Source organism: Bifidobacterium sp. ESL0822 (assembly GCF_052606675.1).
Window position 1 is genome coordinate 368,079 of sequence record NZ_CP199596.1, and the last position, 14,318, is coordinate 382,396.

Sequence of the window (14,318 nt, forward strand, 5' to 3'; positions counted from 1 at the left end):
CAATACGGTAAAAATATCCACCAACTATACAAGAAACAATTTAATTAATGGCAGAGAACAAGAAGGAAGTCCCCCAGGTCGCGGTCAATGACATCGGATCCGAGGAAGACTTCATCAAGGCAGTCGATTCCACCATCAAGAACTTCGACGATGGGGATCTGGTCGAGGGGACGGTCGTTAAGATTGACCATGACGAGGTTCTGCTGGACATCGGCTACAAGACCGAGGGCGTGATTCCCTCCCGCGAGCTTTCCATCAAGAAGGATGTCGATCCCGACGACGTAGTCCAGGTCGGTGACACCATCGAGGCTCTGGTCGTCACCAAGGAGGACAAGGAAGGCCGTCTGATCCTTTCCAAGAAGCGTGCCCAGTACGAGCGTGCCTGGGGCGACATCGAGAAGATCAAGGAGGCTGACGGCGTCGTCGAGGGCACCGTCATCGAGGCCGTCAAGGGCGGACTCATCGTCGACATCGGCCTGCGTGGCTTCCTGCCCGCATCCCTGGTCGAGATGCGCCGCGTGCGCGACCTGTCTCCCTACATCGGGCAGAAGATCAAGGCCAAGATTCTGGAGCTGGACAAGAACCGCAACAACGTGGTCCTCTCCCGCCGCCAGTACCTGGAGGAGACCCAGTCCGAGGTGCGCGAGACCTTCATGGCCCAGCTCAAGAAGGGCCAGATCCGCGAGGGCACGGTCAGCTCCATCGTCAACTTCGGCGCCTTCGTCGACCTGGGCGGTGTGGACGGACTGATCCACGTCTCCGAGCTCTCCTGGAAGCACATCGATCACCCCAGCGAGGTCGTCAAGGTGGGCGACAAGGTCACCGTCGAGGTGCTGGATGTGGATATGGACCGCGAGCGCATTTCGCTGTCCCTCAAGGCCACCCAGGAAGATCCTTGGCAGCGCTTCGCCCGGACCCACGTGCCCGGACAGATCGTCAAGGGCAAGGTCACCAAGATTGTGCAGTTCGGCGTCTTCGTCTCCGTCGAGGACGGCATCGAGGGCCTGGTCCACATCTCCGAGCTGGCCAATCGCCACGTGGAGAACCCCGAGACCGTGGTCAAGCAGGGCGAGGAGATCTTCGTCAAGGTCATCGACGTCGACCTGGATCGCCGCCGTATCTCCCTGTCCCTCAAGCAGGCCGACGACTCCGTCGACCCGACCTCCGAGGACTTCGATCCGGCCATCTACGGCATGCCTGCCGAGTACGACGAGGACGGCAACTACAAGTACCCCGAGGGCTTCGACCCCGAGACCAACGAGTGGATCGCCGGCTACGAGAAGCAGCGGGAGGAGTGGGAGTCCCAGTATGCGGCCGCCCACGACCTCTGGGAGCAGCACAAGGCCTTCGTGGCCAAGGAGCTGGAGAACGCCGAGGCTTCGGCCGCCGAGGACAGCAGGTCCTCCCAGGCGCCCGCCTCCGGTTCTCACTCCCACCGTCAGAGCTCCGAGGAGACCACCAACTACAGCTCGGAGTCCAGCTCCGAGGGCACTTTGGCCTCCGACGACCAGTTGGCCGCCCTGCGCGAGCAGCTGCTCAAGGAAAAGAAGTGAGCATTAGGCAGTGAATGGAGGGGTCCGGCCTCGGTCGGGCCCCTCCATTTATATGTGCCGCCATAAGGTATATACGGGAGGTGTGGATGATACGTGTGGGATTGACCGGCGGGATTGCGGCCGGCAAGAGCACGGTGGCGGCTCGGCTGGCTCGGAACGGCGCCAAAATCATCGACTACGACAGGCTCTCCCACGAGGTCATCGCTCCGGGCGGACCTGGGGTAGGGGCGGTCCTCGGGCGGTTCGGAGCAGACTGCGGGGACGGCCATGGGGGAGTGGACAGGTCAGCCCTGGCTGCGCGGGTCTTCGGAGGGCCGACGGCCGACCGGGACCGCAAGGATCTGGACGATCTCATCCATCCGCTGGTCTATGACCTGGCCGCCAAGGCCGAGCGGCCCTGGCTGGAGGGTTCCGAGGTGGTGGTTCATGAGGTGCCCCTGCTGACTGAGGTGCGCTCAGCCATACCTTTTCACTTTGACAGGGTTCTGCTGGTGGAAGCCCCCAGCCAGGTGAGGATTGCGCGCATGGTGAATCAGCGGCATATGACTCAGAGTCAGGCTGTTGAGCGCATCGGCTCACAGACCAACAGCAGTGCGCGGCGCGCTCAGGCCGACCTATTGGTGGACGGGTCCCAGCCTATCGAACAAATGTTCGATTCTGTTGATAGGATATATGAAGAGCTGAAATCCTTGGCCCAGGGTTCCTCCCACAGTGACTGACGGGCCTTGGCGAATGACGCATCCTGGAAGGGAGTTTCATGGGGTTCAACATTGAGCGGACCGATAAGCCCTTCGTGGTCAAGTCTCCCTACAAGCCCTCCGGCGACCAGCCAGAGGCCATCGAGGAGCTGGCTACGCGGATTGAGAATGGCGAGAACGATGTGGTGCTCATGGGCGCCACCGGCACCGGCAAGACCGCGACTACGGCCTGGCTGATTGAGCGCCTGCAGCGGCCCACTCTGATTCTGGAGCCCAACAAGACCCTGGCCGCCCAGCTCTGCGCCGAGTTCCGCGAGCTCATGCCCGACAATGCGGTCTCCTACTTCGTCTCCTACTACGACTACTACCAGCCCGAGGCCTACATTCCCCAGACGGACACCTACATCGAGAAGGACTCCAACATCAACGACGACGTGGAGCGGCTCCGGCACGCTGCCACGGCCAATCTGCTGACCAGGCGCGACTGCGTGGTGGTGGCCACCGTCTCCTGCATCTACGGCCTGGGCACGCCCGAGGAGTATGCCGGACGCATGCTCTTCCTGCACGAGGGGGACCGGATCAACCGGGACGACCTGCTGCGCAAGTTCGTGGACATGCAGTACAAGCGCAACGACATCGCCTTCACCCGTGGCACCTTCCGCGTGCGCGGCGACACGGTCGAGATCATCCCCGTCTATGAGGAGCTGGCCGTCCGCATCGAATTCTTCGGCGATGAGATCGACCGCATCTCCACCCTGCACCCGCTGACCGGGGACGAGATCGCCCATGAGACCTCTGTGCACATCTTCCCCGCCTCCCACTACGTGGCCGGTCCTGAGCGGATGGAGCGCGCCCTGAAGACCATCAAGGAGGAGCTGGACTGGCGCGTGGGCCAGCTGCGCAAGCAGGGCAAGGAGCTGGAGGCCCAGAGGCTGACCATGCGCACCACCTACGACCTGGAGATGCTGACCCAGATCGGCACCTGTTCCGGAGTGGAGAATTACTCCCGCCACTTCGACGGGCGCGAACCCGGGACGCCGCCCCACACCCTGCTGGACTTCTTCCCCGACGACTTTCTGCTGGTCATCGACGAGTCCCATGTGACCGTTCCCCAGATCGGTGCCATGTACGAGGGGGATGCCAGCCGTAAGCGGACCCTGGTCGAGCACGGCTTCCGTCTGCCCTCGGCCATGGACAACCGTCCGCTGAAGTGGCCTGAGTTTCTGGACAAGGTGGGCCAGACCGTCTACCTGTCGGCAACGCCGGGCGACTATGAGATGGGCCTGTCCGACGGGGTGGTGGAACAGGTCATCCGGCCCACCGGACTGCTGGATCCCGAGGTGGAGGTAAGACCTGTCAAGGGCCAGGTGGACGACCTCCTGGACGAGATCAAGACCCGGGTGGATCGTCATGAGCGGGTTCTGGTGACCACGCTTACCAAGAAGATGGCCGAGGACCTGACCGACTACCTGCTGGAGCGTGACATCAAGGTGGAGTACCTGCACTCCGACGTGGACACCCTGCGGCGGGTGGAGCTCCTGCGGGAGCTGCGCGAGGGCAAGATTGACGTCATCGTGGGAATCAACCTCCTGCGCGAGGGGCTGGATCTGCCTGAGGTCTCCCTGGTGGCCATTCTGGATGCGGACAAGGAGGGCTTCCTGCGTTCCTACCGCTCCCTGATCCAGACCATCGGCCGTGCGGCAAGGAACGTGTCCGGCAAGGTCATCATGTACGCGGACGAGGTCACCGACTCCATGGACAAGGCCATCAGCGAGACCAACCGTCGCCGGGCCAAGCAGATCGCCTACAACAAGGCACACGGTGTGGATCCCAAGCCGCTGATCAAGAAGATCAGCGACGTCAACGACATGCTGGCCAAGGAGGACGTGGACACCCAGACCCTGCTGGCGGGCGGCTACCGCAACGCCAACAAGGCGGGCAACTCCCACCTGGGCGTGCCCCTCTACGACAAGGAGGAGGCCGACAAGCGGCACCAGGAGATCCTCCAGGCCGGTCTGCCGGCACAGGATCTCGCCGACCTGATCCGTCAGCTGAGCGATCAGATGCACACGGCTGCGCAACAGCTGCAGTTCGAGCTTGCAGCCCGTCTGCGCGACGAAATCAAGGATCTGAAGAAGGAGCTTCGGCAGATGACCGAGGCCAAGAAGTAGGTTTGGCTTTTGGGCCGGAGCTCTTGGCCGGTGGTCTGCCTCGGCCATATTGCGGGCCTGTGATGTCAGGCAAGAGCATCACAGGCCCGACCTGCAGGATGCCTTCTGTGAGGATGATGAGACATACATGCGGAGCGATCAGCACGTCATATCTTGCCGCTAAAGTCTGGTGATATGTCCGAGACACCTCTGCCGTTCATGGTTGTGAGCCTGGTTGTGCTGGCCGTCTTCTTCGTGGTCGATCTTCTGGTGATCGGACGGCGGCCACATGTGCCTTCGACCGGTGAATGCGTGCGGCATATTGCTTTCTTCGTGGTCATGGCTCTGATTTTCGGTGCGCTGATCTGGAAGGTGGCCGGGTCCAAGCCGGCCATCGAGTTCTATTCGGGTTGGCTGACCGAATATTCGCTCAGCATCGACAACCTCTTCGTCTTCGTCATCATCATGAGCAACTTCGCTGTGCCCTTGCGGCTTCAGCGCTATGTGCTCAGCATCGGCATCACCATCGCCCTGCTGCTGCGCGGCGTCTTCATCCTGGCCGGGACGGCGTTGATCACCCGCTTCACCTGGGTATTCTTCATATTCGGCCTCTTCCTGCTCTATACCGCCTGGAACATGGTATCCAGCCGTGGCAAACAGGAGGAGTACCACGAGAACGGGCTGATCAGGACCCTGCGCCGGGTCATCCCCATCACCAGCCATTACGACGGTGAGCATCTGCGGACCACCTTCGAGGGCAAGCGCTACTTCACACCCATGCTGGTGGTTTTCCTGGCCATCGGCACTACAGATGTCATGTTCGCCTTCGACTCCATTCCGGCCATCTTCGGGCTGACCAAGGATCCCTTCATCGTCTTCACCTCCAACGTCTTCGCCCTGCTGGGCCTTCAGCAGCTCTACTTTCTGCTTGGTTCCCTGCTGGACAAGCTGGAGTATCTGCCCCTGGGACTGGCTGTCGTTCTGGCCTTCATCGGAGTCAAGCTGATCATGGAGGCACTGCACGGCAACACACTGCCCTTTGTCAATGGCGGACAGCCCCTGACGGTCGTGCCGGAGATACCGACCTGGGTATCCCTATTGGTCATCGTCCTGGCCATCGGCATAGCAGCACTGGCCTCTGTGATCAAGAGCCGCCATCAGTCCCTTGAATCAGCCTCACAGGGAGAAAAATGATTGACAATCCCTTGAACCACAAGGATTGTTAACGCTAACGGAAAATACTGGTTCACATCAGGCCGAGTCTGTACAATGAAACGGCAAGTAAGAAAAAGAACAGGCAGGTAGCATATGCGCAAAGCCAAGATCGTCGATACCATCGGACCGGCTTCGGAGTCGCTGGAGAACATCACCAAGCTGGTCAGGGCCGGCATGGATGTGGCCAGGCTCAACCGGTCCCACGGCACCCCCGAGGATCACCTCAAGGTTTACAACAACGTGCGTCAGGCCAGCAAGGAGACCGGACGCAACGTGGCGGCCCTGGTCGATTTGCAGGGTCCCAAGATTCGTTGCGGCTGGTTCAAGAAGAACGAGCAGGGCGAAGACAAGGTCATCCTCAAGGAGGGCCAGGAGTTCACCATCACCACCGACGATGTCGAGGGTGACGAGCACATGACCTCCACCACCTTCAAGGGTCTGCCCGGAGACTGCCATCCCGGCGATCCCATCCTGATCGATGACGGCAAGGTACGTCTGGAGGTCACCAAGGTCGAGGGCAATCAGGTTCACACCAAGGTTGTCGTGGCTGGTCCGGTCTCCTCGCACAAGGGCATCAATCTGCCCGGCGTGGCCGTGAGCCTGCCGGCACTGACCCCCAAGGACGAGGAGGACCTGCGCTGGGGCATCCGCACCGGCGCCGACATCATTGCCATGTCTTTCGTCCGCTTCGCCACCGACATTGACCGCGCCCATGAGATCATGGACGAGGAGGGTCGTCGTATCCCCATCGTGGCCAAGATCGAGAAGCCCCAGGCGGTTGAGAATCTGGAGGAGATCGTCAAGGCCTTCGACGGCATCATGGTCGCCCGCGGCGACATGGCCGTGGAGATGCCCTTCGAGCAGGTCCCCCTGGTGACCAAGCGCTGCATCGAGCTTGCCCGGCAGTACGCCAAGCCGGTCATCGTCGCCACCGAGGTCCTGGGCTCCATGGTTCATTCGCCCATCCCCAGCCGCGCCGAGGCCTCCGACTGTGCCAATGCCGTCCTGGACGGTGCCGATGCCACTATGACCTCCAACGAGACCGCCGTGGGCGACTACCCCGACACCACGGTCTCCACCATGGCCCGGATCTCCGAGTACGCCACCACCCACGGGTTTGACCGTATTCCGGATATGCACAACCTGGACATGTCCAACTCCGGTGCCGTCTCATCCGCAGCCGTGGATCTGGCAGACAAGATCAACGCCAAGGCCATCGTGGCCTTCACGCAGACCGGCAACACCGTGCACCGCGTCTCCCGTGAGCGTCCGGCCGCCCCCATCTATGCGCTGACCACCGATGAGCACACTTATCATTGGCTGGCACTGAGCTGGGGCACCGAGGCGTTCATGTGCGAGCAGGACTACCACGACTTCAACCGTGCAGGTCTCATGGCCTTCGTGGACTCCACTCTGAAGAAGCAGGGCAAGGTCTCCGACGGCGACTGCCTGGTTGTGCTCAGCAGCGCCCAGGGTGAGTATGAGCCAGGAAACACCGACTGCATCTACGTGCACACGGTTGGCGCCAACGACTGAGTCTCCGGCCTGCCGCCTGGCTGTCGACTGAGTCAACCAGGCAGATGGACCATTAGGTTCATTTGACGCCGGCACAGCAAAGAACCGGTGGCCTCTCCCCGCCTGCCAAGGTAGGGGAGATGCCACCGGTTCGCTATACGAGTGTTCGTGCGCCAGTTGGCTCGCTGCTCAAGCCGTATCGGCAGCAGGCAGTTGCTGCAGGAACAGCATCAGTGCAGGTCGGACAGTCCGATTTTCGCCCGCAGGATGGCGATGGTTGTTTTAGCATCCAATATGGTCCCTGCGATCACCATGTCATAGGCCTCGTCCACGGTGAAGAGCCGTACATTCTGGTGGGGGGTCTCTGGTGCCAGGCTGGCAGGCTGGACCGGGGTCAGGCCCTCGGCATAGAAGAGCGTCGTGTGCTGCGTGGAGAAGCTGGGGGTGTTGATGAACCTCGCGAACTGGTTAAAGGAGGCAGCCTTGTATCCGGCCTCCTCGCGCAGACGTCTGGTGGCTACATCGATGGGGGCTTCCTTGTCGCTGAGCGGATGGCCGGCCGGCAGCTCAAGGGTCCAGCGGTGGGTGGGCAGGCGGTACTGCTCGACCAGGGGGATCCTCCCGTCATCGGTGATGGCCAGGACGGCGATGGTGTCCCCATGCTTTTCGCTGACGATGCTGCGGTCAAAGGTCTGATTGTCGCTGGATTCATAGGTGACCCTGTCGACGCTGAAGTAGTGGCTGTCCATAATCTGCTTGCGGGCCTTCTCCTGGACGGGGGAGGTACGCCAAGGATCGAACCGTCGATAGATTTGAGTGGTCATCATGCTCTCCTTCGACTGCTGATGTGCCTGTATACATAACTGTCTTCATTCTAAGGCAGATTCAACACGAATAACCTTGCGTCGTCGCTAAAGTATGGTAGATTCTCTGTGGTAACGAAAAGCCCCCGTATCCCAATTGGTAGAGGAAACGGCCTCAAAATCCGTGCAGTGTGAGTTCGAGTCTCACCGGGGGCACGATAAAGCGAACCCCATCCGTCACTCATCGGTTTTCGGTGGAGCCAGGATGGACTTTCAGGAAACGAGGTTGAAAGTGGCTTCAGAGAGTAAGAACCGCAGCGATTCACCCGAGGGGCGGACCGTGGTTGTGGCGGAGGATGAGGCTTTGATCAGGCTCGATACCGTCGAAGCTCTCGAGGATGCCGGCTATGACGTGGTCGGCCAGGCGGCCAGCGGCCAGGAGGCCATTGATCTGACCCGCGAGCTGAGGCCCGATGTAGTCGTTATGGATGTGAAGATGCCCGGTACCGACGGCATTACCGCCGCCACTGAGATCGGCAAGGAGAATCTGGCTCCGGTGGTTATGCTGACGGCGTTCTCCCAGCAGAGCCTGGTCGAGAAGGCGGCTGATGCAGGGGCCATGGCCTACGTGGTCAAGCCCTTCGCTCCGGAAAAGCTGCTGCCGGCCCTTGAGGTGGCCATTTCCCGCTTCGATCAGATCAACGCCCTGAAGGACGAGGTCACCGACATGAAGGCCCGTTTCGAGGCCCGCAAGCGGGTGGACCGGGCCAAGGGCCTGCTCATGGAGAACATGGGGATGACCGAGTCCGAGGCCTTCCGCTGGATCCAGAAGACCTCCATGGACCGTAGGCTGACCATGCAGGAGGTGGCCGACGTGGTCATCAACAACGTGGCCAACCAGAACGACCGTTAGCCCGCCTATGGAAGACCAGACGAAGAAGCAGGACAAGGACGGCCGCACCCTGCTGGTCGTCGATGGACATTCGCTGGCCTTCCGGGCCTTCTATGCCCTTCCCGTCGAGAGTTTCACCACTTCGACAGGGCAGCCGACCAACGCGGTGTGGGGCTTTGCCACCATGCTGGCGGATGTCATGGCCAAGGAGAAGCCCACCCACATGGGCGTGGCCTTTGACGTCAAGGGAGGCACCTTCCGCAACGCCATGCTGCCACAGTACAAGGGCACCCGTGAGGCCGCTCCCAAGGAGCTGCTGAGCCAGTTGCCCCTGATCCAGGATCTGCTCAAGGGCCTGGGCATCACCTATATCGAAAAGCCCGGCTATGAGGGCGACGACATCATCGGCACGCTGGCCACCATGGGCGAGCAGGCCGGGTTCAGGACCCTGGTCCTGTCGGGTGACAGGGATGCCTTCCAGCTGGTGGACGACGACATCACCGTGCTCTACCCCGGCCACCACTTCAAAAATCTCAAGCACATGACGCCCCAGGCCATCATGGACCGCTACAAGGTGACCCCGGAGCAGTACCCGGATCTGGCAGCCATGCGAGGCGAGGGGGCTGACAACATTCCCGGTGTGCCTGGCGTGGGCGACGGTTATGCCGCCAAGTGGATCAACAAGTATGGATCGCTGGATTCCATTCTGGAGCACGCTGACGAAATCGGCGGCAAGAAGGGCCAGGCCCTGGCGGAGAACGCTGACCAGGTGAGGCTCAACCGTAAGGTCAACGCCCTGGTGCGTGACCTGAACCTGGGCGTGAAGGTGGAGGATCTGCGCTTCGGCACCATCCATACGGATCAGGTCCTGCCCATCTTCGAGCAGCTGCAGTTCGGCCCGCAGACCCGTAAGAAGATCCTGCGGGGCTTCAATACCGTCGCCGATTACGATTACTCTCCAGCTTCCGCCCTGGTCGATGTCAGCAACAAGCAGGAGGAGTTCACCCAGCCCGAGCGCGATAAGGCCGAATCCGCTGACCAGCTGCGGGACTGGTGCGAGAAGCATCTGCCGGGCAAGGCCCTTTGCCGACGCTCTGCGGACCATGTCAAGGCCATGGCCGATTCCCTGGATAAAATCAAGGACATCGGCGACTCCGACCAGAATGCCATGCGTTGCAGCGAGGCCATGAAGGAGCACTGGGTTCTGCACGCCATCGGCTGGGCCAAGCATGGCGACTATGGCCTGGAGGAGCTGTCCATTCTCTCCATGGATGGCCACGGTCTGGTCCTCATGGCAGAAGATATTGACAAAGATATGCGCGCGGCCATCCAGGAGCTGATTGACCAGCGGATCGGCACCTGCGTGGTCCATGGCTACAAGGAGCACTTGCACCTCTTGGAGAGCCAGGGTCTGCATATGCCACTGCCCCTGTTCGACACCAAGCTGGCAGGCTATCTGGCTGAGCCTGATTTTCACGCCGACAACCTGGAACAGGCCGTCGCCCATTTCCTGGCCATCCCCGTAGAGGAGGAGCCTGAGGCCACCCAGGGGGCCCTGGCCTTGGACGGGCGAGAGGATGAGGATGAACGCCGACGGGGGACTCGGATTCTGCGTCAGGCTCAGTATGTCATGATGGTCTCCGAGCGTCTGCAGGAGCTTATGGACGAGCGTCACCAGTACGGCCTGCTGCGCACCATAGAGCTGCCCACCTCCGCAGTCCTGGCGCAGATGGAGACCGAGGGCGCCAAGGTGGACGATGCCCGCCTGAAGGAGATGCACGACCGGTTTGCCGCAGAGGCCCGCCAGGCCCAGGAAATAGCCTGGGATAAGGCCGGCAGCCGTGTCAACCTGCAGAGCCCCAAGCAGCTGAGCAAGGTGCTCTTCGACGATATGGGCCTGGTGCCCACCCACAGGACCAAGACCGGTTCCTATTCGACCAACGTCTCGGTCCTGCAGGACCTGTACATCAAGTCAGTCAACAACGAGCGGGCCAACGACTTCCTGGGCGCGCTACTCAAGCACCGGGAGACCAACAAGCTCAAGCAGATCGTGCAGACCCTGCGCGAGGCGGTCAATCCCCGGGATGGCAGGTTGCACACCACATATGAACAGACTGTTGCCGCCACAGGTCGATTGAGCTCGGTCGACCCCAACCTGCAGAACATCCCCAACAGGGACGCCCGGGGCCGCGAGATTCGTTCGGCCTTCGTGCCTGGCAACGGGTATGAGGCGTTGCTCTCCTCGGACTACTCCCAGGTGGAGCTGAGAATCATGGCCCACCTTTCCGGGGACCAGGCCCTGATCGATGCCTTCAAGTCGGGTGCCGACTTCCATCGGTACGTGGCCAGCCTGGTTTATGACATACCCATGGAGGAGGTCACCGGAGACCAGCGCTCCCACGTGAAGGCCATGAGCTACGGGCTGGCCTATGGGCTGAGCACCTACGGTCTGGCCCAGCAGCTTAAGATCAGCCCGGCCGCGGCTGATGTACTGCGTGCCAAGTACTTTGCCACCTTCGGCAAGGTTCATGAGTACTTGGAGTCCCTGGTGGCCGATGCCCGGGAGAAGGGCTACACCGAGACCATGTTCGGGCGGCGGCGCTATTTCCCTGGGCTGCGTTCCAAGCGTCGTCCCACCCGCGAGGCCGCCGAGAGGGCCGCTCTGAATGCGCCCATCCAGGGGTCGGCTGCCGACATCATGAAGATTGCCATGATCAAGGCCAGCCGTGCCTTATCTGATAAGGGGCTGAAGAGCCGCATCTCCCTGCAGATCCACGATGAACTGCTGGTGGAGATTGCTCCCGGCGAAACCGACAAGGCCACCAAGCTGGTCAAGGATTCCATGGAACATGCCGTTGAATTGGCCGTACCACTGGATGTGTCCACCGGTATCGGCCAGGACTGGGAGCTGGCTGCTCACTGACCTGACATGGGGTGGTCCAGGATCAGAGAAGGATCCGAGGAGGGATCGTATGCCTGATGGACAGGATGAGGTTCAGAGGCCTTCGGTGCCCCTGGGCCAGGTGGTGGATCTGCTGGAGGGGCTCTACCCTCTGGATTATGCGGAGGAATGGGATTATCCGGGTCTAGTCCTGGGGGATTCGTCCTGGCCGGTCAGGCGGATCTGGTGCGCCGTGGATCCTCGACCCGATGTGGTCCAGGAGGCTCTGGACCACCAGGCCGACCTGCTGATCACCCACCATCCGCTCTTCTTCAGGTCAGTCCACCAGGTTTCCGGCCTGGACTTCCGAGGGGATATAGTGACCAGGCTGATTGAGGGCCACTGCGGGCTCTGGGTGGGGCACACCAACGCTGATGCCGCATACCGTGGCGTGGCCCAGGCTGCTGCCGATGCCCTGGATTTGCAGGAGTCCAGACCGCTTGCCCCACGGCCGGTCTCCGAGCGTGACCTGCACGCCGATCAGGGGATTCAGGTAGGCCTGGGTCGTTGGGGACGGCTTTCGGAGCCCATTCCATTTGAGGATTTGGTCCATACAGTGGCGGGCCTCTTGCCCAGGACGGCTCTGGGTGTTCAGGCGGTCGGTCCGTCCGGGGCCATGGTCTCCACGGTCGCCCTGCTGCCTGGCTCGGGGGACTCCGAGTTCGATCTGGTTCGATCCACGGGGGCCGATGTCTACATCACCAGCGATTTGCGCCATCACCCTGCCACGGATGCCTACCAGCAGGCGCTCTATGAGGCTCGGATGGCCCGTCGGCCCAATCAGCCCAGACCCATGCTGATCAACACCCCGCACTCGGCCATCGAGAGCCTCTGGTTCAGCTACGCCAAGGGGGACATTGCCAGGGCCCTGGAGACGGCTACCGGTGTTCGTCCGCAGGTGGAGGTCTCATCCATCGTCACCGATCCCTGGACTGTGGTGGTGCGCTGACGGCTGCGGGCTGATGGTTGAGGAGGAGTGATTTCATGAGCGATGAAGCACAGGATCTGCAGGCACGATTGGCCGACAGACTGGCCGGCCGGGATGGCCAGGGGACCAAGGGCATCGATATGACCCGCGCTCCGGAGCTGATGGATGACAGGGAGGTCTTCCGCGGCCCGATATTCGTTATCGACCAACAACGTGTGGCTATGTTCCGGCGGGACGGATCCAGGGAAACCATCGATAGGCAGCTCATCCGCCACGCCCCCTGTGTGGTCATGCTGGTGCACGACTGCGCTGCCGATGCCTATCTGCTGACCCGCGAGTACCGGGTGGGCGCCCAGACTTACGTATTCGGCCTGCCAGCCGGCTTCATCGACCCGGGGGAGAGTCCGGTCAAGGCTGTTCTGCGCGAGCTGCGTGAGGAGACCGGTCTGGTGCCCGGGCCTGAGGGTACATCGGGCTCGGAAAGCCATCTGGATCCGGAGGACGGCTGGATTGATGCCGCCCCCGATGTTTATTCCTCCCTGGGCATGAGCGACGAGCTTGGACACATCGTGGTTCTGCATCTGCGCCGTTGGCATCAGGGGCCCACCGAGTTCGACCCGGGTGAGCATATCCAGTCGGCCTGGGTCTCCTGGCAGGAGCTCTGCGCAGCTGGGGTCGCCGATGCCAAGGCGGTGGTGGCCATCCAGCATGAGGCCATCCGTCGCCTGCAGAAGAATTAATGTCAAGGCATAAAGTTCCCGATTGGCTAAGCAGAACATACCAGTGGTATGATAGCTTTTTGTCGGACAGGATGGTCGGGCCAGGATGGTCAAGCTTTGATGCGCCGACAGGAAGGGGAGCACCATATGGGCACGCCGAAGGATCCCGAAGGGCATCGCAATCAGATCCTTGATGTGGCCCAGCGGCTCTTCCTGGAAAAGGGATATGACGGGACCAGCATCCAGGACATCGTCGATGGTCTGGGCGGTATGACCAAGGGAGCGGTCTACTATCATTTTCCTTCCAAGACGGCCATTTTCCGTGCGGTTACCGAGCGCATGGCTTCCTCCTCATCCCAGGGGGACTGGCTGGGGCAATGGCCCGGAAAAACTGGTCTGGAAAAACTGCGCAACGAGCTGATCGCCTCCCTGTCGGCCTACTCGCGTCTCGATGTGACCTTTTCAGCCAGAACCCTGTTGAAGAGTCCCCGCATGGTGGGGGAGATGTACCTGAAATACATGGACAGGATTGTGGACGTGATCACCCCCTACGTCCGGGAAGGTGTGGAGGACGGTTCCATCGCCCCTTGCAATCCCGAGGATCTGGCCCAAGTGCTCTATATCCTGCTCAATATGTGGATAGGGATCCGATTCTCTACCATGACCCGGGACCAGGTGGTCTCCAAGTTCACCCTGCTGGCCGATATGCTCAAGGGAATAGGGGCTCCGGTCATCGATGATCGGGTCATTCGCGCAGCCGTGCATTTGCATGCACATCTGAAGAGCAATCCTCTGACTGCGACCGGTGGGGAGTCCACGCAAGTGGAATCTGACCTGAATCAGGATCAAGGGGTCGCTTAGAGCCGATGGATTTCTTAAGGCAAAGTGCTCTGGCTACTGGCAA

The 14,318-nt window shown here is 61.2% G+C and carries 11 protein-coding genes and 1 tRNA gene; 11 read left to right on the forward strand and 1 reads right to left on the reverse strand.

The genetic code is table 11. The features are described from left to right. The first annotated feature begins 47 nt into the window (after positions 1-47). From rpsA to pyk, 5 genes are all read left to right on the forward strand, one after another. Positions 48-1,553: a 30S ribosomal protein S1 gene (gene rpsA / locus ACUIAF_RS01495; protein ID WP_015021959.1), complete on the forward strand. Its 1,506-nt coding sequence runs from the start codon at positions 48-50 to the stop codon at positions 1,551-1,553. Positions 1,554-1,639: 86 nt separating this feature from the next. Continuing rightward, positions 1,640-2,272: a dephospho-CoA kinase gene (coaE, locus tag ACUIAF_RS01500; protein ID WP_445339141.1), complete on the forward strand. Its 633-nt coding sequence runs from the start codon at positions 1,640-1,642 to the stop codon at positions 2,270-2,272. A 38-nt stretch (positions 2,273-2,310) separates the two neighbouring features. Beyond that, the gene (uvrB, locus tag ACUIAF_RS01505) at positions 2,311-4,422 is read left to right on the forward strand and encodes an excinuclease ABC subunit UvrB (RefSeq protein WP_015021957.1); all 2,112 of its coding nucleotides are present in this window, start codon (positions 2,311-2,313) and stop codon (positions 4,420-4,422) included. Positions 4,423-4,596: 174 nt separating this feature from the next. Beyond that, positions 4,597-5,595 (forward strand): TerC family protein, encoded by a 999-nt coding sequence (locus ACUIAF_RS01510; RefSeq protein ID WP_110417297.1) that lies wholly within the window; start codon positions 4,597-4,599, stop codon positions 5,593-5,595. A gap of 114 nt (positions 5,596-5,709) precedes the next feature. Next, entirely contained in the window at positions 5,710-7,152 is a 1,443-nt protein-coding gene (gene pyk, locus ACUIAF_RS01515; protein ID WP_198204200.1) for a pyruvate kinase, read from the forward strand. Positions 7,153-7,361: 209 nt separating this feature from the next. Here the strand turns inward: pyk and ACUIAF_RS01520 are convergent, their stop codons facing one another. Continuing rightward, complete coding sequence (locus ACUIAF_RS01520) at positions 7,362-7,955, reverse strand: NUDIX domain-containing protein (protein ID WP_015021954.1); 594 nt, start codon at positions 7,953-7,955, stop codon at positions 7,362-7,364. Between the two features lie 121 nt (positions 7,956-8,076). On the opposite strand from ACUIAF_RS01520, the gene ACUIAF_RS01525 reads away from it, so the two are divergent. The 6 genes from ACUIAF_RS01525 (at position 8,077) to ACUIAF_RS01550 (ending at position 14,275) form a co-directional block, all read left to right on the forward strand. After that, positions 8,077-8,150 (forward strand) — tRNA-Leu (locus ACUIAF_RS01525). Positions 8,151-8,199: 49 nt separating this feature from the next. After that, entirely contained in the window at positions 8,200-8,847 is a 648-nt protein-coding gene (locus tag ACUIAF_RS01530; protein WP_110413020.1) for an ANTAR domain-containing response regulator, read from the forward strand. A gap of 7 nt (positions 8,848-8,854) precedes the next feature. After that, complete coding sequence (gene polA / locus ACUIAF_RS01535) at positions 8,855-11,749, forward strand: DNA polymerase I (RefSeq protein WP_445338809.1); 2,895 nt, start codon at positions 8,855-8,857, stop codon at positions 11,747-11,749. 49 nt (positions 11,750-11,798) lie between these two features. Then, on the forward strand, positions 11,799-12,716 hold the full coding sequence (locus ACUIAF_RS01540; RefSeq protein WP_445338810.1) for a Nif3-like dinuclear metal center hexameric protein: 918 nt from the start codon (positions 11,799-11,801) through the stop codon (positions 12,714-12,716). Positions 12,717-12,751: 35 nt separating this feature from the next. Further along, positions 12,752-13,435, forward strand: coding sequence for an NUDIX hydrolase (locus ACUIAF_RS01545; RefSeq protein WP_198218266.1), 684 nt, complete (start codon positions 12,752-12,754; stop codon positions 13,433-13,435). A 126-nt stretch (positions 13,436-13,561) separates the two neighbouring features. After that, a complete protein-coding gene (locus ACUIAF_RS01550) occupies positions 13,562-14,275 on the forward strand; it encodes a TetR/AcrR family transcriptional regulator (protein ID WP_445338811.1) in 714 nt (237 codons plus the stop codon). The last annotated feature ends 43 nt before the right edge of the window (positions 14,276-14,318 follow it).